This is a genomic window from Streptomyces calvus, from assembly GCF_006782915.1.
Lineage (GTDB): Bacteria > Actinomycetota > Actinomycetes > Streptomycetales > Streptomycetaceae > Streptomyces > Streptomyces calvus.
The window spans coordinates 1-20,174 of record NZ_VCNP01000046.1 but is presented as its reverse complement, the minus strand read 5'-3'; the positions used below and the strand labels follow the sequence as shown (position 1 = coordinate 20,174).

Sequence of the window (20,174 nt, the reverse complement as noted above, 5' to 3'; positions counted from 1 at the left end):
CCCGTGGGCGCGGGCCGTCAGACCGGGGGCCAGTTGCGCAGGGCCGCGTCGGCCACCTGCTGGAGTTCGGAGTGCGTGGCGCCGCCCGCCGCCTGGACGGCGATGCCGTTCGCCACCGTCATGAGGTAGCGGGCCAGCAGGTCCGGGTCGGCGTCCGCGGGCAGGTCGCCCTCGTCGACCGCCCGCTGGAACCGTTGCCGGAGGCGGAGGCGGCCGTCGTCGCGCCAGGCGATCAGGGCGTCCTGGGCCGCCCGCCCGGATTCACCGGCGGCGAGCGAGCCCTGTACGCCGAGGCATCCGGCGGGGCAGCCGGGGCGGGTGGTCGCCCTGACCGAGCCCGCGAGGAACGCCGTGGCCACCTCCTTGGCGCTCGGCTGCTCCATCGCGCGGGCGGCGTAGGAGGCAGGGCCTTCGGTGTAGCGCTCCAGGGCCTTGCGGAACAGCTGCTCCTTGTTGCCGAAGGCCGCGTACATGCTCGTACGGGTGATGCCCATGGCGGTGGTCAGGTCGGTCAGGCTCGCGCCCTCGTAGCCCTGTTCCCAGAAGACCAGCATCGCCCGTTCCAGGGCCTCGTCGGCGTCGAAGCCTCTCGGCCGGCCGACCGGCGCTTTCCGGGTGATCTCCACGCGCACCATCCTACCTCCCCGAACCGATCGGTACAGAAGTGCTACAGTCCTCCTTCAGTACCGATCGGTACATTAATTTGTGGAGGTCACACCATGGGAACGTTGGAAGGCAAGACCGCCGTGGTCACCGGGGGCGGTACCGGGATCGGCCTGGCCACCGCCGCGCGACTGGTGTCCGAGGGCGCGCACGTGTTCATCACCGGCCGCCGCAAGGACACGCTGGACGACGCCGTCGCGTCGATCGGCTCCTCGGTCACCGCCGTACCGGGCGACATAGCGGAGCCGGCCGACCTGGACCGGCTGTACGACGCGGTCCGCGACCGCGGCCGGGGCCTGGACGTGGTGTTCGCGAACGCCGCCACGGCCACGTTCGCACCGCTGGAGCAGGCCACCGCGGAACAGTTCGACCGGATCTTCGGCATCAACGTCCGGGGCACGCTGCTCACCGTGCAGAAGGCGCTGCCGCTGCTCAACGACGGCGCCTCGGTGATCCTGAACACCTCCGTCCGCGCCCACGACGGACGCGCGGACTACGGCCTGTACGCGGCGTCGAAGGCCGCCGTCCGGTCCCTCGCGCAGACCTGGGCCAACGAGCTGAAGGGCAAGGGCGTCCGGGTCAACGCGGTGGCGCCGGGCGCGATCGACACCCCGGGGATCGACACCGCCGTCGGCGCGGAGAACGCCGCCGCCGTCAAGGCACAACTCGCGACGGAAGTGCCGGTCGGACGGATCGGCCGGCCGGAGGAGGTCGCCGCCGCCGTGGCGTTCCTCGCCTCGGCGGACAGCAGCTTCGTGCTCGGGACGACCCTGTACGTCGACGGCGGCGAGCTGCAGTTCTGACGCCGCCGTCGACGCAGCGGTGTGCGTCCGCTCAGCGGCCGACGGCGCAGGCGTCGCCGTTCAGCGTGAAGCGGGGCGGTGGTGAGGTGTCCCCAGTGTGCTCGGCGAGGTAGCCGAGGGTGACGCTCGCGCCGGGGGCGATCGCGGCGTTGTGGGAGGCGCCGGTCGCCGTGACCACGTTGCTCAACTGGGTCAGGTCCGTGTTCCAGTCGGACACCACGGTCTGCCCGGGGGCCAGCGGGAACTCCAGCGTCCAGCCGTTCACCGGGGCGCTGCCGGTGTTGGTGACGGTGAGGTCGACGGTCATTCCGGTGCCCCAGGCGTTGACCGCGCGGTCCACCCGGCAGGCCGGTTCCTCCTGGGCGAAGGACACCCGGTGCAGACCGCCGGGCAGGTCGTTGACGACGTAGAACTCCCCGTCGACGGTGGTGCCGACGGACGTCACCTGGGTCGGCATCTCGCCGATCTCGGCCTGCTCGTAGCCGCCCGCGCCGTCGGGACGCAGCGCCCAGACGGTGGAGGAGCAGTAGTCGGTGGCGATGTACGTGCCACCGACCAGGTCGGCGTACTGCTCACCCCGGTAGACGTGGCCGCCGATGACCGAACAGCCGCCGGTGTACGGGGAGTACGTGAAGACCGGCTCGGTGTACGTCTGTCCGGGCGCGCAGTCGCCGCCCTCGAACTTCTCCAGGCCCTCGTAGCAGGACCAGCCGAGGTTCAATCCGCCCTGACCGGGCGCGAGATGGTCGATCTCCTCCCAGTGGCCCTGGCCGACGTCGCCGATCCACATCGAGCCGTCGGCCGCGTCGAAGGAGAACCGCCACGGGTTGCGCAGCCCGTACAGCCAGATCTCCTCGCGGGCGCCGGCCGTGTCCACGAAGGGGTTGTCTGCGGGCACGCAGTACGGAAGTGGGTCGCAGGCCCGGCTCACGTCGATGCGCATGATCTTGCCCAGCAGGGTGTCCAGCCGCTGCCCGGAGCGGAAGGGATCGCCGGAGCCGCCGCCGTCGCCGATGCTCCAGTACAGGTGGCCGTCGGGGCCGAACGCGAGCTGGCCGCCGTTGTGGTTGCTGTACTCGGCGTGCTCCTGGGAGAGCAGGACCTCGAGACGGGCGGTGTCCAGCCGGTAGCGGGCGAGGGTGACCGCGCCGTCGGGCAGCGCCGTGTACGCCAGGTACAGGTCCTGGCTCTCGGCGAAGTCGGACGGCAGCGCGATGCCGAGCAGGCCGCGTTCGTTGCCGGACTCGTCGACGGACGAGGTGATGTCGAGGAGCGGAGCGGAGGCCAGGCCGGTGTCCGGGTGGTAGACGCGTACGGTCCCGCGCTTCTCGGTGATGAACAGCCGGTCGGTGCCGTCGTCGGGGGCGACGATCGCGGTGGGCCGTCTCAGCCCGGAGGCGACCTGGGTGGTGGTCGCACGGAGGGACGGCAGGGGCACGTCCGCGGCGGACCGTGCGGCGGCGGGCACCGGCGGCGCGGGCGGTCTCGGCGCGGAGGGCTCGGCCGCCGCGGCGGGCAGCGGGATCAGGACGGTCAGCAGGAGGGTCAGCAGAAGGGGCCAGGTCCAGCGGCGTCGTGGCATGTCGGCTCCGGAGGCGAGGACGCGTGCAGGGCGGCGGTGCTTCTCTCGGACAACAGGCGCGACCGTTCCCCTGCGGGCTTCGCCGGCATGGGAGCGCTCCCGCGCACTCCAGGCTGCTCGCCGGGCGACGGGGCGGCAATGTGCGATCACGCCACATTCGCCTCGTGTGGCTCGAACGTAACCATCGGTCGTCGGTGGGTGCGGGCGTGGCGTCGCCGCGCCGGCCGTGGTGCGGTCTTCAGACGGCTCGGGTACGAGGGCGGGTTGGACGCGGAGGCGGGCGGTCTTCAGACGGCTCGGGTGCGAGGGCGGGCCGGACGCGGAGGCGGGCCGGACGCGGAGGCGGGCGGTCTTCAGACGGCTCGGGTGCGAGGGCGGGTTGGACGCGGAGGCGGGCCGGTCGCGGAGGCGAGCGGTCTTCAGACGGCTCGGGTACGAGGGCGGCCCGGACGCGGAGGCGGGCCGGTCGCGGCGGCGGGCGGTCTTCAGACGGCTCGGGTGCAAGGACGGGTTGGACGCGGAGGCGGGCCGGTCGCGGAGGCGGGCCGGACGCGGAGGCGGGCCGGACGCGGAGGCGGGCCGGTCGCGGCGGATACTCGATACTCCTGGTCATGAGTGCACCCCGCGAGCCGCGCAAGGACGCCGTCGACGCGATCGTCGAGCAGTGGGCCGAGGTCCGGCCCGATCTCGACACCACCGCCGTGGAGGTCTTCGGACGCGTGCACCGGCTGGCGCGCGCCATGGACGACCGGATGGAGAACGCCTGTGCCCGGTACGGCATTTCGCGCGGCGAATTCGACGTCCTGGCGGCGCTCCGCCGTTCCGGGCAGTCCCGCATGCTCTCGCCCCGGCAGCTCTCGGCCGCGCTGATGGTGACCACCGGCGGGATGACCGGCCGCCTCGACAAGCTGGAGCGCGCCGGGCTGCTGCGCCGCTCACCCGACCCGCACGACCGGCGCGGCCTCCAGGTCACGCTCACCGAGGAAGGGCTGCGCCTGGCCGACGAGGCGGTCGGCTCGTGCCTCGCGGTGCAGACGGAGGCCCTGTCCGCACTGGACACGGAACGCGTCGCCCAACTGGCCGACCTGCTGCGGGACTTGCTGCTCGCGGTGGAGGAGTAGCCGTAGCCGTCGCCCGCTTCAGCAGACGTGGGCGGCGAGGGCGGCCTCGGTCTCACCGGGCCCGGCGGAGTCCGCCGCCCAGGCCACGTATCCGTCGGGGCGCACCAGCACTGTCGTACGACGGCCGGCGGACGCCCAGCGCTCCACGGCCAGCCGCTCCGCAGGTGCGCCGCCGCCGTCGTACGGCTCCGGGGTGATCAGTACGAAACGGCCGCCGCGCAGGGCCTCGTGGAGGCGGCCGCCCGCGAGTGCCACGTCGGGGACGCGGGTGCCGGTCAGACGGTGGGCGCCGCGCGGTGCCGGGTAGGCGTGGCCGATGCCCGCGATCTGGGCCAGGACCTTCGTCCGGGCGGGCCGGGAGGCGTGGAGGACGGCGGTGACCAGGGTGCGCACGGCGCGCAGCGCCGGGTTCTGCGCCCGCGCCAGACGGACCAGTCCGCCGCTGCTGCGCAGCACGGCCCTGCCCACCGGGTGACGTTCGGCCTGGTAGGTGTCCAGCAGGCCCTCGGGTGCCCGGCCGTGGACCGCGGCGGCGAGCTTCCAGCCGAGGTTGGCCGCGTCCTGCAGACCGGTGTTCATGCCCTGGCCGCCGGCCGGGGAGTGCACGTGCGCGGCGTCACCGGCCAGGAAGACCCGGCCGACCCGGTACTCGGGCGCCTGCCGTTCGTCGCTGTGGAAGCGGGAGAGCCAGCGGGCGTCGTGCATGCCGTAGTCGGTGCCGAGGGCACGGCGCGCCACCGCCTTGACCTCGGCGAGGTCGAGCGGTGTGTCGTCGGGCACTTCGTGCCGGCGGTTCCAGCCCATGACCCGGTACCAGCCGTCCCCGAAGGACACGATCATCGCGAAGGAGTCACCCTCGCCGTTGACGGTGAGCACCCCCTCGGGCCGCTCCGCGAGCCGGACGTCCGCCAGGAACATCGACCGGATGACGGAGACACCGGGGAAGGGCAGTCCGACCGCCCGGCGTACGGCACTGCGGTGGCCGTCGGCGCCGACGACGTAGGCCGCGCGGCGGGTGACGACCGTGCCGTCCGGGCCACGCGTGTCGAGGTCGACGCCGTCGGCGTCCTGACGCAGCGCCACGGCCTCGGTGTCGAAATGGAACTCGACGCCGAGTTCGCGCGCCCTCGCCTCCAGCAGTCGCTCGACCTCGTACTGCGGGGTGATGAGGAGGAAGGGGAAGCGGGACGGGAGCGTGCTCAGGTCGAGGGTGAGACGACGGAAGAGACGCAGGTGGGTCAGGGTGCTGCCGGTGGCCAGCAGGCGGTCGGCGAGGCCGCGGGCGTCGAACTGCTCCAGCGTGCGGGCGTGCACGCCGAAGGCGCGGGAGAGGTTGCTGATCCCGTGGGGGCGCTTCTCGATGAGGGTGACGGGGACGCCGGCGGCGGCGAGGTCACCGGCCAGGAGGAGACCGGTGGGGCCGGAGCCTACGACGATCACGGAGAGGGCGGACGTGGGTGTGGGCGTGGCGTTGGGGGTGGGTGTGGCGTTGGGGGTCGGTGTGGCGTTGGGGGTCGGTGTGGGGTTGTTCGTGGGGTGGTTAGTGCCGGTGCCGCTCATGACGGGCCTCCTGGGTGCCAACGGCCGTTTGCCAACGCGCGTCTGCCAACATCCGTTGGCAAACGCTCGTTGACAACGGTAGACCTGCCTCTTCCAGAGCGTCAACACTTGTTGGCCTACATGCGTTGACCTACGGTTGTCGATATGACAGCGAGCAAGCCCCCCGCCCCGCCGACGACCCCGCCCGCACCCACGTCCGCACCCGCACCCACCTCCGCGTCCGCATCCGCATCCGCGCCCGCACCCACATCCGCGCCTGCACCCACCTCCGCATCCGCGCCCGCGCCCGCGCCCGCGGCGGCCGCCACGCCCAGGAACCGCCGCTCCGAGGCCACCCGCGCGGCGATCCTCGAAGCCGCCCGCGAGCGGTTCGCCGCCGACGGCTACGAGCGCGCCACCATCCGCGCCATCGCCAAGGACGCGAACATCGACCCGTCGATGGTCATGCGCTACTACGGCAACAAGGAGGGCCTGTTCGCGGCGGCCGTCACCATCGATCTGCGCCTGCCGGACCCGGCGTCACTGTCCCGGGAGGAGGTCGGCCGCGCCCTCGTGACGCACTTCTTCACCATGTGGGAGGAGAACGACGTGCTCACGGCGCTGCTGCGGGTCGGCGCGACGAACCAGGACGGGGCCGAGCGCATGCAGGGTGTCTTCCGGGAGCAGGTCCTCCCGCTCGCCCACCGGTTCTGCCCCGACCCCGAGCAGGTGCCGGCGCGTGCCGCGCTGGTCTCCTCGCAACTGCTCGGGATGGCCCTCACCCGGTACGTCCTGCGGTTCCCGCCGGCCGTGGCGATGCACACCGAGGAGGCGGTGGCGTGGCTGGCGCCCACCATCCAGCGTTACCTGACGGCGCCGTACCCGCAGTGACCGACACCCGGCCCCCCGCCGCACCGCACCTGCGGCCCCACCGGCACCCGCACCCACACCCGCACCCACACGCCACCTGAGGCTCCGGCACTCGCACCCGCAGCCCCACTGCACCCGCCGCCCCACCCGCACCCACACCCGAAGCTCCGGCACCGGCGCCTGCCGTCCCCACCGGCACCCGCCGCCACACCCCACTCGCCGCCCCGCCCCACCCACCCGCGCAAGCGCGCCGTCCGGAGACGCGTCGAGGGCGCCGCTCGCGTCACGTACGGCGGATGCGCGTACGGACGGAATGCGGCGCCCTCGGGAGAGTGCGCGGTGCTGCTCGCGGGCAGCCCGGACCCGGGTCAGGCCGTGGCGTCGGCCCGGGTGCTGATGTTGGAGCTGGTCGTGTCCTTCTTCTTGTGCGACTTGTCGCCGACCATCACCAGACCGGCGATGACCAGGAACAGCACGATCGGGGCCACGACGAAGAGGCCCAGCGTCTCGATGACGCTCAGGCCCGTACCGGGGTCGTCACCGTCGTCGCGGCTGAGCGCGAGCGCGGGGGACGACATGAGCAGCATCATCAGCGTCGTACCGGCTGCCAGGGCGCCGGCGCGCAGGGCGTTCTTCTTGTCCACGGTCCCCAAAGTATCGAACGCGGTGCGGGGCCGCGCGCGCGGGGTGCCGTACGGGCCCGCACGGCAAGCGAGGACGGTGCCGGCACACCGCCTCCCGGGCCTCACGTGCCGGGCGGGCGGTCGGTCCGCAGGACGTCGACGAGTGCCCGGAGTCGCGGTGAGGCGGCCAGTTCCTCCAGGGTGACGGGGCGACCGTGCGCGTCCGCGACGGGCAGGCGCCAGTTGGGGTACTGGTCCCAGGTGCCGGGGAGGTTCTGCGGGCGGCGGTCGCCGACGCCGTCGGGCAGCCAGACGCCGATCATGCGGGCGGGGGTGCGCAGCAGGTAGCGGTGGACGGCCTGGATCTCGGCCTCCTCGGCCCCCTCGGACCGCCCGGACCGCCCGGACCGCTCGCCGCGCAGCAGACCCAGCCGGGTCAGCAGGTCCAGCCACTCCCTGGTGTCGGCGGCCGCCTCCGCCCGCTCCTCCTCGACGGGGCGGGTGAGCAGGCCGAGGCTGTCGCGGAGTTCCACGTGCTCGCCGGTGAGGCGGGCGGCGGTGGGCGGCAGGTCGTGGGTGGTGGCGGTGGCCAGGCAGTCGGCGCGCCAGGTCTCCGGCGGCAGCGGGCGGCGGTCGCCGTCCCAGTCCCGTTCGAACCAGAGCACCGAGGTGCCGTGGACGCCGCGTTCGCGCAGCGCCTCGCGCACCCCCGGTTCGACGGTCCCGAGGTCCTCGCCGATGACGACGGCGCCGGCCCGGGACGCCTCCAGGACGAGGACGGCGAGCATGGCCTCGGCGTCGTAGCGGACGTAGGTGCCCTCGGTGGGCGGGTGGCCCTCGGGGACCCACCAGAGCCGGAACAGGCCCATGACGTGGTCGATGCGCAGGGCGCCCGCGTACCGGAACAGGGCCCGCAGCAGGTCGCGGAAGGGCGCGTACCCGGAGTCGGCGAGGCGGTCGGGGCGCCAGGGCGGCAGGCCCCAGTCCTGGCCGCGCGCGTTGAAGGCGTCCGGGGGCGCGCCGACGGACATGCCGGCCGCGAAGTACTCCTGCTGCGCCCAGGCGTCGGCGCCGCGGGGGTGCACGCCGACGGCGAGGTCGTGCACGATGCCGACGGTCATGCCGGCCTCGCGCGCCGCGCGCTGGGCGGCGGTGAGCTGGGCGTCGGTGAGCCAGACCAGCCGGGAGTGGAAGTCGACGCGGTGGGCCAGGTCGCGGCGGGCGCGGGCGGTGCCGGGTGAGCGCGGGTCGCGCAGGTCGGAGGGCCAGCGGTGCCAGTCGGGGCCGTGGACCTCGGCGAGCGCGTACCAGGTGGCGTGGTCCTGGAGGGCCTGGCCCTGCGCGGCGAGGAAGTCCTCGTAGGCGGCGCGGCGGCCGGGGCCGAGCGGGACCTCGTGCACCAGCTCCAGCGCCTCCCGCTTGACCTCCCACACGGCGTCCCGGTCGATGAGCGCGCCCCGGTCGAGCACCGCCTCCCGCAGCCGTCCGGCCCGCTCCAGCAGACCCCTCACCCGGTCGTGGTCCGCCGTGTACGCGAACTCGGGGACGTCCTCGATCCGCAGGTGCACGGGGTCGGGGAAGCGGCGGGAGGAGGGGCGGTACGGGGACGGGTCGGTCGGCGGGCCGGGGACGGCCGCGTGCAGGGGGTTGACCTGGACGAACCCGGCGCCCAGGGAGCGCCCGGCCCAGCCGGCGAGTTCGCCGAGGTCACCGAGGTCGCCCATGCCCCAGGAGCGGCTGGAGAGGAGGGAGTAGAGCTGGACCAGGAGGCCGTGGGCGCGGGCGGGCAGGGCGGGCAGCGCGGGCGGGGCGACGATCAGGTGGGCGTGCGCGGTGCGGCCGTCGGGAGCGGTGGCGGTGACCCGGTGCACCCCGGGCGGGAGGTCCTCCGGCGAGGTGAGGGTCGCGCCCTGCTCGGTGCGGATGTCGAGCCGGGTTCCCGCGGGGAGCGCGGCGAGCGGGGCCGGCGTGGCGGTGCCCCAACCGACGACGGTGGGCGGCAGCAGCCGCTCGGCGCGTTCCCGCGTGCGGGCGGCGAGGGCGGCGCGGACGGCGTCCGGGGTGGCCGTGTCCACGCCGAGGGCGGTCAGCGCGCGGGTGACGGCGGTGGCCGAGGCCGCGACCGTGCGGTCCGGCGACGGACGGTAGGAGGTGGCGACGCCGTGCAGGTCGGCGAGCCGTGACAGTTCCTCGGACGGGGGCTCATCCGGCCGGGGTGCGGTCACCTACGGCTCCGGGCGGTACTGGGCCGGGAAGGAGTCGAGTCCGGAGGCGTCCGTGGGGTCGAAGAAGGCGTCGGACTCGCTGGTCAGGGGGGCGGTGTCGGCGAGCGGCGGTTCGCTGGTGAGGGGTTCGGCGTCGGGCAGCGGGGGCTCGCTGGTCAGCGGGACCTCGGTGCAGGGGCCCTCGGCGCTGAACACGCAGATGTGCAGGTCGGCGGCGGACGGATCCGCCGTGGGTTTGGACGGGGCGGGGGACGGGACGTATGCCGGTGCAGCCACGGGTGGGCCTCCTCGTCGGGTACGGGTACGGCCTTGCGGGTCGGTGCGGGTGGTCGGGCGGGTGGTAGGACGGGTGGTCGGGCGGGCGGTCGGGTTATCTCGCAGCCCTACCCAGCGGGCGCGAGGGCAGACGCAGAAACCCGCGCAACGTGCTCCTGGTCACATTCTCCGCCGTACCCCTCCTTCCACCGTGGGACAAATACGCCACAACGGCCACCGTCATTGACACCTTCACCACACAGATGGTGGGCTCGGGGCGCCTCTCGGTAACGGAATGGACACGGTCGACGCATGGGGCAGGCGCTGGCCGTCGGCAGCGGGACCGGGCGGCACGTCGAACAACACCGGGACACGTCGGGTGACGTCGGGCGACGGCGCGCACGTCGGGCAGCGGCGGGCGGCGTCGGGGCCCTGGTCACGCGACGGCGAGCAACCAGGAGGACGCGGTGCAGCTGAGGGGTGGGAGGACGGCGGCCACCAGGAGGGTCGCCCTCGCGTTCGCGGTCCTCGCCGGGACCCTGGGTACCGCGCCCGCCGCCGTGGCGGCGCCGCCCGCGCCCGGGACGACCACGTCTCCCGCCGCGGACGTGACGGAGGCGGCGGACCTGTCCGTGTGGCCGCGCCCGCACTCCCTGCGTGCGAACGGCATCCCGGTCGAGGTGACCGACGAGGTGGCGCTGATCGCCGACGGCACGGCCGACCCGTACACCCTCGACGCGCTGCGGGCGCTGCTGGAGAGGGCCGGCGCGCGCCGGTTCACCGCCCCCGGCGCACAGGTGCCCGAGGGGGCGCTCGTGGTGCGCGTGGGCAAGGAACGCGCCCCGGGCGACCCGCGTCACGCCCTTCCCGCCGGCGGCTACACGCTGACCACCGGCCCGGACGGCGTCGTCCTCACCGGCGCGGACGCCGACGGCCTGTTCCACGCCGTGCAGACACTGCGTCAGCTCCTGCGCCCGGACGGCCGCCTGGCCGCCGCCGTCGTACGGGACTGGCCCGGCACCGCCGTGCGCGGCATCACCGAGGGCTTCTACGGCACCCCGTGGACGCAGCGGCAGCGGCTCGCGCAACTGGACTTCATGGGCCGCACCAAGCAGAACCGGTACCTCTACGCGCCCGGCGACGACCTGTACCGGCAGGCCCGCTGGCGGGAGCCGTACCCGGCCGGGCGGCGCGCGGAGTTCCGGGAACTGGCCGAGCGTGCGCGGCGCAACCACGTCACGCTCGGCTGGGCGGTCGCGCCGGGCCAGGCCATGTGCTTCGCCTCCGACCAGGACGTGCGCGCGCTGACCCGCAAACTGGACGCCATGTGGGCGCTGGGCTTCCGCGCCTTCCAGGTGCAGTTCCAGGACGTCAGCTACAGCGAGTGGCACTGCGCGGCGGACGCCGAACGGTTCGGCTCGGGCCCCGAGGCCGCCGCCCGCGCCCAGGCGCACGTGGCGAACGCGGTGGCCCGCCACCTGGCGGAGCGTCACCCGGACTCCGCCGCCCTGTCCCTGATGCCGACCGAGTACTACGAGGACGGCTCGACCGCGTACCGGCGTGCCCTGGCGCAGGCCCTGGACGGCGGCGTCGAGGTGGCGTGGACCGGGGTCGGCGTGGTGCCGCGCACCATCACGGGCGGCGAACTGGCCGAGGCGCGGCGGGTGTTCGGGCATCCGCTGGTGACCATGGACAACTACCCGGTCAACGACTACGCCCCCGGCCGGATCTTCCTCGGCCCCTACCAGGGCCGCGAGCCCGCCGTGGCCGCAGGATCGGCCGCGCTGCTCGCCAACGCGATGGAGCAGCCGGAGGCGTCGCGGATACCGCTGTTCACGGCCGCGGACTTCGCCTGGAACCCGCGCGACTACCGTCCCCAGGAGTCCTGGCGCGCCGCGATCGCCGACCTCGCCGGCGGTGACGCGCGGCGCCGGGAAGCGCTGACCGCCCTCGCCGGCAACGACGCCTCCTCGGTGCTCGGCGGCGAGGAGTCGGCGTATCTGCGGCCGTTGATGGAGGAGTTCTGGCGGACCCGCGCGGACTCCCGGAGCACGGACGGGGACGCGGCCGCGGCGGCCGTGCGGCTGCGCGCCGCCTTCACCGTCCTGCGCGAGCTGCCGGGACGCCTGTCCGGGACCGCGCTCGCCACCGAGGTCGCCCCGTGGAACGAGCGGCTGGCCCGCTACGGCGACGCCGGCGCGACGGCGCTGGACATGCTGGACGCCCAGCGCGACGGCGACGCGGGCGCCGCCTGGGCGGCGTACCGGAAGCTGGGCGCGCAGCGGTCGGCGCTGGAGTCCGCGCGGGTGACGGTCGGCGAGGGCGTGCTGGACCCGTTCCTGAGCCGGGCGCAGAAGGCGTACGAGAGCTGGGCGGGCATCGACCACGCGCCGCCCGCGCGCTCCGGCGGCGACCGTACGCTCCAGCTCCCGCGCGCCCGCGCGCTGGAGACGGTGACGGTGCTCACCGAGCCCGCGACACAGGGGTCCGTGGAGGTCCGTTCGGCGAACGGCGGGTGGCGGCGCCTGGGCGCGCTGTCCGCGTCGGGCGCCACCGAGCTGCGGGCGGGCGGCGAGCCGGCCGACGCCGTGCGGGTCACCGGAACCGGGTCCGGCCGGGTCCTGCACGTGGTCCCGTGGTACGCGGACGCGCCGACCGCCGCGCTGGACCTGCCGGGCGGCCGCACGGACGCCGACATCGGCGGCACCCGGCGGCTGACGGCCGCCCTCGGTTCGCTGCGCCCCGAGGAGGTGCGCGGCAGGCTGACCGTCGAGGCGCCCGAGGGCATCGAGGTGCGGGTGCCGAAGGAGGCCCTGGTGGTGCCGCGCGGCACACGGGTGGAGGTGCCGGTCGAGGTGACGGTCCGGCCGGGCATCCGGGCCGGGGCGTACGACGTGCGGTTCGGGTTCGGCGGCGCGACGCGCACGCTGCGGGTGCACGCCGTGCCGCGGGTCGGCGGCCCCGACCTGGCGCGCGGCGGCCGGGCGAGCTCGTCGGCCGACGAGACGCCCGACTTCCCCGCCCGCGCGGCGAACGACGGCGACCCGGAGACCCGCTGGTCGTCGCCGGCCGAGGACGACGCCTGGTGGCAGGTGGAGCTGGACCGCCCGGTGCGGCTCGGGAAGGTCGCGCTGCACTGGCAGGACGCGCACCCGTCGGCGTACCGGGTGGAGGTCTCGGCGGACGGCCGCACCTGGCGCACCGCGGCGGCCGTGACGGACGGCCGCGGCGGCCGGGAGACGCTCCGCATGGACGAGCCGGACGTCCGCCACGTCCGGGTGCAGGGCGAGAAGCGGGCCAGGCGGTACGGCTATTCGCTGTGGTCGGTGGAGGCGTACGCGGTCCGGGACTGACACCGCGCGCTCGTTCTCACCCATCCGTGAGTCGCGGGCCCGGCCGGTACCCGCGCCGCTCGCTGGAGGCGTACGCGGTCCGGGACCGACGCCGGGCGCCACTTCACCGCATCCGTGAGTCGTCCGTGAGTCGCGGGCCCGGCCGGTTCCTGCGCCGCTCGGTGGAGGCGTACGCGGTCAGGGACTGACACCGGGCGCTCGTTTTCACCGGCTCCGTGAGTCGCGGGCCCGGCCGGTTCCCGCGCCGCTCGCTGGAGGCGTACACGGTCCGGGACCGACGCCGGACGCCGCTTCACCGCATCCGTGAGTCATCCGTGAGTTGCAGGCACGGCCGGTACCCGCGCCGGTTCACCGGCATCCGGGGGGCGCGGGGACCGGCGGTTGCCGCGCCGCATCGCAGGCGTCCGCGGGCCGCGAGGGACCGGCGGTTCCCCGCGGCCCGCCGATCTTTTCCGGCCCCACTATTCACTCAGTACATGTACTCAGTACATAATGGCGTCCATGAGCACCCGCCACATCCTGCTGGGCCTGCTCGCCTCGGGGCCGAGCCATGGCTACGACCTGAAGCGACGCCACGACGAACGGTTCCCGCAGGCCCGTCCGCTGGCCTACGGGCAGGTCTACACGACCCTGCAACGCCTGGTCCGGGACGGCCTCGCCGAGGTCGAGGGCACCGACTCGGACGGCGGCCCGGAGCGCACGACGTACCGCGCCACGGACGACGGCACGCGCGAACTGACGCGCTGGGCCGGGGAGATCGCCCCGCCCGCGCCGTTCGTGACGAACGAGATCTTCGCCAAGGTCGTGGCGTCGATCCTGTCCGGCGGCGACCCCGCCGCCTACCTGCGGGCCCAGCGCGCCGCCCACATGGCGCGGATGCGGGAGCTCACCGCGGTGAAGTCGGCGCCGGGCGCGGATCTGGCGACCGTGCTCTCGGCGGACTTCGCCCTCAACCACCTGGACGCGGACCTCCGTTGGATGACGACCACGGCGGCCCGGCTCACCACCCTGACCGCGGAGGTCGACACAGCATGAGCATCGGGGACAACACGGCGGGACCGCTGCTCGCGGGCCGTGGACTGGTCAAGGCGCACGGCGCGACACCCGCCCTGCGCGGCGCGTCCGTCGAGCTGTACGCCGGGGAGATCCTCGCGGTGACCGGCGCCAGCGGCAGCGGCAAGTCTACGCTGGTGCACTGCCTGTCCGGCATCGTCCGGCCGGACGAGGGCTCGGTGACGTACGCGGGCCGTCGTCTGGAGGAGCTGCCGGAGAAACGGCTGAGCGAGCTGCGCCGCACCGACTTCGGGGTGGTGTTCCAGTTCGGCCAGCTGGTGCCGGAGCTGACCGCGCTGGACAACGTGGCGCTGCCGCTGATGCTGGCCGGTACCGGCCGGGACGCGGCGCGTTCGGCGGCCGGGGAGTGGCTGGAGCGGTTCGGGGTGCGCGGGCAGGAGGAGCTGCGGCCCGGCGAGCTGAGCGGCGGCCAGGCACAGCGGACCGCGCTGGCCCGCGCCCTGGTCACCGGGCCGAAGGTGGTCTTCGCGGACGAGCCGACCGGCGCGCTGGACTCGCTGGCGAGCGAGCAGGTGATGACGGCCCTGACGCACACGGCCCGGGAGACCGGCACGGCGGTGCTGCTGATCACGCACGACGCGCAGGTGGCGGCGTACGCCGACCGCGAGGTGCAGCTGCGGGACGGCGCCGTGGCACCGCTGGGGGTGGCGGCGTGACGACGTCCTCCCTGGCCTCCGACCTGCGTCTGGCCTGGCAGCTCACCCGCGGTTCCGACCGGCGGGAGTGGTGGCGGGTCGCGCTCACCGCGACGGGAGCCGCGCTCGCCACCGGGTGCGCGCTGGCGGCCGTGGCCGTGGCCTCCCTGCGCGGCCAGTCCAGGGTGTCCGTCGGCGCGGGCCTGCTGGACCAGCCGGGCACCCGCTCCGGCGTGGTCGTCGGCCTGCTGCTCCTGCTGGTGCCGGTGCTCGGGTTCCTCGGCCAGTGCGCCCGCATCGGCGCCGTCCACCGCGACCGGCGGCTGGCCGGGCTGCGGCTGGCCGGTGCGACACCCTGGCAGGTGCGGCGGATCGCGGCACTGGAGACGGGTCCGGCGTGTCTGCTCGGCTCGGTGGCCGCCGCGGTCGTCGCGGTGCCGGTGCTGCTCGGCGTGTGGGCCGAGCCGACCGCCGCGGCCTGGGCCGGAATCGTGCTGGTGACGGCCGGTGTGCCGGTGCTCGGCGCGGTGGCGGGCGCGCTGGCGCTGCGCCGGGTGGTGGCCTCGCCGCTCGGCTGGGTACGGCGCACCCGGCCGCGCACCGGGCGGGGGCCGGGCCTGCTGTTCGCGGCGGGCGTGCTGCTGGTGGCGGTGACCGGGCTGGTCACGCTCGCCACCGCCTCCTCGGGCCCGTACCGGCCCGGTCCGCCGCCGGCGCTGCTGGTGCTGGGCGTGGTCGTGGTGACCGGCGCGGGAGCGGTCGGGCTCGCGGGGGCCACGGCGCGGCTGACCGGGCGGGTGCTGGCGGCGCGGGCCCGGTCGGCGGCCACGCTGATCGCGGCGGAACGGCTGCGCGACGACCCGTGGGCGGCGGCGCGCACGCATGCGGCGGTGCTCCTGGTGACGGTCGTGGGCACCGGTTTCGCGGGCATCCGGCATGTGCTGCTGGACATCCTCGACTCGCACAAGCACCTGTCGGAGAGCCGCTCCTTCTACACCGCCGGCCTGGACCTGACGGCCGCCGCGGTCGTGGTGGCCCTGGCAGTCACGCTGTCCGGCCTGGCCGTCGGCACCGCCGAGTCGCTGGCCACCCGCCGCCGCGGCGTGGCCGCGCTGGCCGCGGCGGGCGTGCCGCGCGCGGTGCTCGGGCGGGCACTGCTGCTGGAGACGGCCCTGCCGCTGGCGCCGGCGGTGCTGCTGGCGGGGACCGGCGGCGCGGTGGTCGGATTCGCGTACGCGCTGTTCGCGGACGGCGGCGGCTGGTCACGGCCGTGGGCGTCGCTGCTGGTCCCCGTGGTCGTGTACGCGACGTGCCTGCTGGCCGCCGCCACCGCCCTGCCCCTGCTGCGCCGCACCGCCCACCCGGCGGAACTGCGGTACGCCTGAGCCCACCCGGCGGAACCACGGCACACCCGAGTCCGGCCGGCGGAACCACGGGCACGCCTGAACCCACCCGACGGACCACGGCACACCCGAGCCCCCCCGACGGAACCGCGGTACGCCTGAGCCCCCCCGACGGACCACGGCACGCCCGAGCCCCCCCGACGGAACCGCGGTACGCCTGAGCCCCCCCGACGGACCACGGCACCCCCGAGCCCGCCCGACGGAACCACGGCACACCCGAGTCCGGCCGGCGGAACCCCGGGCACGCCTGAGCCCACCCGACGGACCACGGCACACCCGAGCCCACCCGACGGAACCGCGGTACGCCTGAGCCCACCCGACGGACCACGGCACACCCGAGCCCGCCCGACGGAACCACGGCACACCCGAGCCCGGCCGGCGGTGACGCCTGAGCCGCCCGGCGCGGCGGGCGGGGCCGCGCGACGGCATCTCCGGGCCGGGCCGGGCACGCCCGGGACCGGCGGCGGCCCGGCCCGGAGCGACCACCGGCGCCGGGGGCCGACGCCGGGGCGGACAGCCGCCCCTGCCTCGTGGCGGACCGGTACCGGACCGACACGGATCGGCCCGGATCGTCGTCAGGCGGAAATGCCGTCGATCCGGGCCATCGCGTCGTCCGCGCCGTACGGCTGCAAGTACGGCAGCCAGCGCGGGTCCCTGTGGCCGGTGCCGATGATGCGCCAGGCCAGACCGGTGGGCGGTGCGGGTTTGTGGCGCAGCCGCCAGCCCAGCTCGAACAGGTGACGGTCGGCCTTCACGTGGTTGCAGCGGCGGCAGGAGGCCACCACGTTGTCCCAGACGTGCTTGCCCCCGCGGCTGCGCGGGATGACGTGGTCGACGCTGGTTGCGACGCCACCGCAGTACATGCACCGGCCCCCGTCGCGGGCGAACAGCGCGCGGCGGGTGAGTGGAACGGGCCCCCGGTAGGGGACCCGCACGAAACGCTTGAGCCGGACCACGCTGGGTGCGGGGACGGTAACGGTCGCGCTGTGCAGATAGGCGCCGGTCTCCTCGAGGCAGACTGCCTTGTTCTCGAGGACGAGGACGAGCGCGCGGCGGAGCGGTACGACGCCGAGCGGCTCGTACGACGCGTTGAGGACCAGGACATGCGGCACGGATGCCTCCTTGTACGCCGGCGGCGCGTGGCTCGCGCCGGGACGATCCGTAGTCAGTCTCCCCTCATGCCTGGTGGAAGCGCCACCATGTCCCGGTAACGGGCTGAGAGTGTTTTCGACCACACCCGATGCATCCCCAGGATCATGGCCTGTTCAAGCACGGGTGAGGCCGGTCTCTTCTTCACACGGGGCGCGGATCCGCTCACAATGCCCCGTTAGTGTGGTGGTTCTGCCCGTACCGGTGACCCTTTCGTGATCTCACCGGCCTTGACTCGCCGCACCGGGGGCAGATCGTGCACCTGGAGGTTCCTGCCGTGTTCTTGTCCGCCGCCCTGTCGGCCGTCGATCCGTCGCCGACGCCCTCGGAGTCCGGGACGCCACGCGTGCCCTCGCTCCAGGACGCCCAGGAGAGCGCCGGGAAGGCCGCCGGCTGGGTGGAGCAGAACTGGTCGACGTGGCTGGCTATCGGGCTGCGGGTGCTGCTCATCCTGGTGATCGCGATGGTGCTGCGCGTGGTGGTGCGGCGGGCGATCACCAAGCTGGTGGACCGGATGTCGCGCACCGGCCAGGCGGTGGACGGCAGCGGGCTCGGGGGCCTGCTGGTCAACGCCGAGCGGCGCCGGCAGCGCTCGCAGGCGATCGGCTCGGTGCTGCGTTCGGTGGCCTCGTTCGTGATCCTGGGCACGGCCGCGCTGATGGTCCTCGGCACCTTCCAGATCAACCTGGCCCCGCTGCTGGCGTCGGCCGGTGTCGCGGGCGTGGCGATCGGTTTCGGCGCGCGCAACCTGGTCACGGACTTCCTGTCCGGCGTGTTCATGATCCTGGAGGACCAGTACGGCGTCGGCGACACCGTCGACGCGGGCGTGGCGTCCGGCGAGGTGATCGAGGTCGGGCTGCGGGTGACCAAGCTGCGCGGCGACAACGGCGAGATCTGGTACGTCCGCAACGGCGAGGTCAAGCGCATCGGCAACCTCTCCCAGGGCTGGGCGACCGCCAACGTGGACGTCACGGTCCGCTCCGACGAGGACCTGGACCGGGTGAGGGCCACGCTGACCGACGTGGCCGAGCGGATGGGCAAGGAGGAGCCCTGGAACGAGCTCCTGTGGAGTTCCGTCGAGGTGCTCGGCCTGGACTCGGTGCTGCTGGACTCGATGGTGGTGCGCGTCTCGGCGAAGACCATGCCGGGCAAGTCCCTGACCGTGGAGCGGGAGCTGCGCTGGCGCATCAAGCGCGCCTTCGACGCGAACGGCATCCGCATCGTCGGCGACGCCCCGCTCCCGGACGGCACCGAGGCCGCCGACCCCACGGCGGGCGTCGCGGCCCCGTCGGTGTACTCGAGCACGATCTCCCCGCAGTCCGCGGCGGCGTCCCCGCTGCCTCCGCCGAGCACCACGAAGTAACCGCCGACGCGAAGGGCGGCACCCGGACCTCCCCGGGTGCCGCCCTTCGCGTACGCCCCGTACGCCCTGTACGCCCCCTTGACGCCCTCTCCGCGCCGGGCTTACGTTCCCACCGTCCAACAGGAAACTTTCCTAACAGTACGCCGGCGGCGGTCCGGGATGGACGGCCCGCGCCGGCCGCTGAGAAGCTGGACAGCCGACGAAGGGCAGGTGGCGCACCCCATGGCAGGTACCGCCGGTACGCCGGGCACCCCGCGTGTGCTGCGCGCCATGAACGACCGCACCGCCCTGGACCTGCTGCTGGAGCACGGGCCGCTGTCGCGCACCCGCATCGGCAGGCTCACCGGCCTGTCCAAGCCGACCGCCTCCCAGCTCCTGGCCCGCCTGGAAGCGGCCGGGCTGGTCCTGGCCACCGGCACCACCGAGGGCCGCCCCGGCCCCAGCGCCCAGTTGTACGAGGTCAACCCGGCCGCCGCCCACGCCGCCGGCCTCGACGTCACGCCCCGGCGGATCCGCGCCGCCGTCGCCGACCTCACCGGCCGCACGGTCGGCCGGTACGAACTGCCCACCCCCGGCCGCCCCTCCGGCGCCCGGGTCGTGCAGCAGGTCGTCGACGCCCTGGACGGCGCGGTGAAGGCGGCGGGCCTCACCCGGTCCGACGTCCACCGCCTGGTCATCGGCACACCCGGCGCCTTCGACCCGAACACCGGCCGTCTGCGCTACGCCTCCCACCTGCCCGGCTGGCACTCCCCCACGCTGCTCGACGAACTGGCCGCCGCGCTGCCGATGCCGTGCGAGTACGAGAACGACGTCAATCTGGTCGCCCTCGCCGAGCAGCGCCTCGGCGCGGCCCGCGACCACGGCGACTTCGTCCTCCTGTGGAGCCAGGAGGGCCTGGGCGCCGCCCTGGTCCTCGGCGGCCGGCTGCACCGGGGCTGGACCGGCGGCGCCGGCGAGGTCGGCTTCCTTCCGGTGCCCGGCGCGCCTCTGGTCCGCCGGGTCACCCGGGCCAACAGCGGCGGCTACCAGGAGCTGGCCGGCTCGCAGGCCGTGCCGGGGCTGGCCCGTGACCTGGGTGTCGAGGACATTCCGCACGGCCCCCACAGCGAGGTGGCCGCCGCCCTCGTCGAGCGCGCCGCCGCACGGCCGGACGAGGAACCGCACCGCGGCCTGCTGCGGGCCTACGCCACCCGCCTGGCCACCGGCCTGGCCTCCCTGGTCTCCGTCCTCGACCCCGAACTCGTCGTCCTGTCCGGCACCGGCCTCACCTCCGGCGGAGAGGTGCTGCGCGCCCTGATCCAGGACGAACTGGAGGAACTGGCCGCGCCGCGCCCCCGCCTGGTGCTCGGCGACGTCCGTGAACACCCCGTGCTGCGCGGCGCGCTGGAGAGCGCGCTGGCGGCCACCCGCGACGAGGTCTTCGACACCTCCCGCTGACCCCGCTCCCCGCTTTCCCCCCCCCCCCCCCCCCCCCCCCCCCCCCCCCCCCCCCCCCCCCCCCGAGGCCCCCCCCCCC

Annotated in this window: 16 protein-coding genes; 9 read left to right on the top strand and 7 right to left on the bottom strand. The window is 74.8% G+C overall.

What is annotated here, in order from left to right; all coding sequences use genetic code 11:
- Nucleotides 1-17 precede the first annotated feature (17 nt).
- Entirely contained in the window at nucleotides 18-635 is a 618-nt protein-coding gene (locus FGW31_RS22775) for a TetR/AcrR family transcriptional regulator (protein WP_202432510.1), read from the bottom strand.
- A gap of 84 nt (nucleotides 636-719) precedes the next feature.
- Between FGW31_RS22775 and FGW31_RS22770 the strand changes: the two genes are divergently transcribed.
- Entirely contained in the window at nucleotides 720-1,466 is a 747-nt protein-coding gene (locus FGW31_RS22770) for an SDR family oxidoreductase (protein ID WP_142195342.1), read from the top strand.
- A 31-nt stretch (nucleotides 1,467-1,497) separates the two neighbouring features.
- Here FGW31_RS22770 and FGW31_RS22765 read toward each other — a convergent pair whose 3' ends face one another.
- Nucleotides 1,498-3,048: a PQQ-dependent sugar dehydrogenase gene (locus FGW31_RS22765; RefSeq protein ID WP_142195341.1), complete on the bottom strand. Its 1,551-nt coding sequence runs from the start codon at nucleotides 3,046-3,048 to the stop codon at nucleotides 1,498-1,500.
- Nucleotides 3,049-3,659: 611 nt separating this feature from the next.
- Here FGW31_RS22765 and FGW31_RS22760 point away from each other — a divergent pair.
- On the top strand, nucleotides 3,660-4,169 hold the full coding sequence (locus FGW31_RS22760) for a MarR family winged helix-turn-helix transcriptional regulator (RefSeq protein ID WP_142195340.1): 510 nt from the start codon (nucleotides 3,660-3,662) through the stop codon (nucleotides 4,167-4,169).
- Between the two features lie 18 nt (nucleotides 4,170-4,187).
- Here FGW31_RS22760 and FGW31_RS22755 read toward each other — a convergent pair whose 3' ends face one another.
- Nucleotides 4,188-5,729: an FAD-dependent monooxygenase gene (locus tag FGW31_RS22755; protein ID WP_142195339.1), complete on the bottom strand. Its 1,542-nt coding sequence runs from the start codon at nucleotides 5,727-5,729 to the stop codon at nucleotides 4,188-4,190.
- A gap of 144 nt (nucleotides 5,730-5,873) precedes the next feature.
- Here FGW31_RS22755 and FGW31_RS22750 point away from each other — a divergent pair, with 144 nt between their 5' ends.
- Nucleotides 5,874-6,599, top strand: a complete 726-nt coding sequence (locus FGW31_RS22750) for a TetR/AcrR family transcriptional regulator (protein WP_142195338.1) — start codon at nucleotides 5,874-5,876, stop codon at nucleotides 6,597-6,599.
- A 347-nt stretch (nucleotides 6,600-6,946) separates the two neighbouring features.
- Here the strand turns inward: FGW31_RS22750 and FGW31_RS22745 are convergent, their stop codons facing one another.
- The 3 genes from FGW31_RS22745 to FGW31_RS22735 all read right to left on the bottom strand — a co-directional run bounded on the left by FGW31_RS22745 (nucleotide 6,947) and on the right by FGW31_RS22735 (nucleotide 9,702).
- Complete coding sequence (locus FGW31_RS22745) at nucleotides 6,947-7,222, bottom strand: hypothetical protein (RefSeq protein ID WP_142195337.1); 276 nt, start codon at nucleotides 7,220-7,222, stop codon at nucleotides 6,947-6,949.
- Nucleotides 7,223-7,323: 101 nt separating this feature from the next.
- On the bottom strand, nucleotides 7,324-9,426 hold the full coding sequence (gene malQ / locus FGW31_RS22740) for a 4-alpha-glucanotransferase (RefSeq protein ID WP_142195336.1): 2,103 nt from the start codon (nucleotides 9,424-9,426) through the stop codon (nucleotides 7,324-7,326).
- On the bottom strand, nucleotides 9,427-9,702 hold the full coding sequence (locus FGW31_RS22735; protein WP_142195335.1) for a hypothetical protein: 276 nt from the start codon (nucleotides 9,700-9,702) through the stop codon (nucleotides 9,427-9,429).
- A gap of 446 nt (nucleotides 9,703-10,148) precedes the next feature.
- On the opposite strand from FGW31_RS22735, the gene FGW31_RS22730 reads away from it, so the two are divergent.
- The 4 genes from FGW31_RS22730 (at nucleotide 10,149) to FGW31_RS22715 (ending at nucleotide 16,128) form a co-directional block, all read left to right on the top strand.
- Nucleotides 10,149-13,034, top strand: coding sequence for a beta-N-acetylglucosaminidase domain-containing protein (locus FGW31_RS22730; RefSeq protein WP_142195334.1), 2,886 nt, complete (start codon nucleotides 10,149-10,151; stop codon nucleotides 13,032-13,034).
- 501 nt (nucleotides 13,035-13,535) lie between these two features.
- Complete coding sequence (locus tag FGW31_RS22725) at nucleotides 13,536-14,069, top strand: PadR family transcriptional regulator (protein ID WP_142195333.1); 534 nt, start codon at nucleotides 13,536-13,538, stop codon at nucleotides 14,067-14,069.
- Entirely contained in the window at nucleotides 14,066-14,764 is a 699-nt protein-coding gene (locus tag FGW31_RS22720; RefSeq protein WP_142195332.1) for an ABC transporter ATP-binding protein, read from the top strand. Before FGW31_RS22725 ends, FGW31_RS22720 begins: the two co-directional genes overlap by 4 nt.
- Nucleotides 14,761-16,128: an FtsX-like permease family protein gene (locus FGW31_RS22715; RefSeq protein ID WP_142195331.1), complete on the top strand. Its 1,368-nt coding sequence runs from the start codon at nucleotides 14,761-14,763 to the stop codon at nucleotides 16,126-16,128. Before FGW31_RS22720 ends, FGW31_RS22715 begins: the two co-directional genes overlap by 4 nt.
- Nucleotides 16,129-16,721: 593 nt before the next feature.
- Here the strand turns inward: FGW31_RS22715 and FGW31_RS22710 are convergent.
- Nucleotides 16,722-17,258: an HNH endonuclease gene (locus FGW31_RS22710; protein WP_142195330.1), complete on the bottom strand. Its 537-nt coding sequence runs from the start codon at nucleotides 17,256-17,258 to the stop codon at nucleotides 16,722-16,724.
- A gap of 314 nt (nucleotides 17,259-17,572) precedes the next feature.
- Between FGW31_RS22710 and FGW31_RS22705 the strand changes: the two genes are divergently transcribed.
- Complete coding sequence (locus tag FGW31_RS22705) at nucleotides 17,573-18,658, top strand: mechanosensitive ion channel family protein (protein WP_142195329.1); 1,086 nt, start codon at nucleotides 17,573-17,575, stop codon at nucleotides 18,656-18,658.
- A 222-nt stretch (nucleotides 18,659-18,880) separates the two neighbouring features.
- The gene (locus FGW31_RS22700) at nucleotides 18,881-20,095 is read left to right on the top strand and encodes an ROK family transcriptional regulator (protein ID WP_142195328.1); all 1,215 of its coding nucleotides are present in this window, start codon (nucleotides 18,881-18,883) and stop codon (nucleotides 20,093-20,095) included.
- Nucleotides 20,096-20,174: the final 79 nt, after the last annotated feature.

Excerpts from the sequence above, each read along its gene's own strand:
- FGW31_RS22775 (WP_202432510.1), bottom strand. The coding sequence starts at position 635 with ATGGTGCGCGTGGAGATCACCCGGAAAGCGCCGGTCGGCCGGCCGAGA.
- FGW31_RS22770 (WP_142195342.1), top strand. The coding sequence starts at position 720 with ATGGGAACGTTGGAAGGCAAGACCGCCGTGGTCACCGGGGGCGGTACC.
- FGW31_RS22765 (WP_142195341.1), bottom strand. The coding sequence starts at position 3,048 with ATGCCACGACGCCGCTGGACCTGGCCCCTTCTGCTGACCCTCCTGCTG.
- FGW31_RS22760 (WP_142195340.1), top strand. The coding sequence starts at position 3,660 with ATGAGTGCACCCCGCGAGCCGCGCAAGGACGCCGTCGACGCGATCGTC.
- FGW31_RS22755 (WP_142195339.1), bottom strand. The coding sequence starts at position 5,729 with ATGAGCGGCACCGGCACTAACCACCCCACGAACAACCCCACACCGACC.
- FGW31_RS22750 (WP_142195338.1), top strand. The coding sequence starts at position 5,874 with ATGACAGCGAGCAAGCCCCCCGCCCCGCCGACGACCCCGCCCGCACCC.
- FGW31_RS22725 (WP_142195333.1), top strand. The coding sequence starts at position 13,536 with ATGAGCACCCGCCACATCCTGCTGGGCCTGCTCGCCTCGGGGCCGAGC.
- FGW31_RS22720 (WP_142195332.1), top strand. The coding sequence starts at position 14,066 with ATGAGCATCGGGGACAACACGGCGGGACCGCTGCTCGCGGGCCGTGGA.
- FGW31_RS22700 (WP_142195328.1), top strand. The coding sequence starts at position 18,881 with ATGGCAGGTACCGCCGGTACGCCGGGCACCCCGCGTGTGCTGCGCGCC.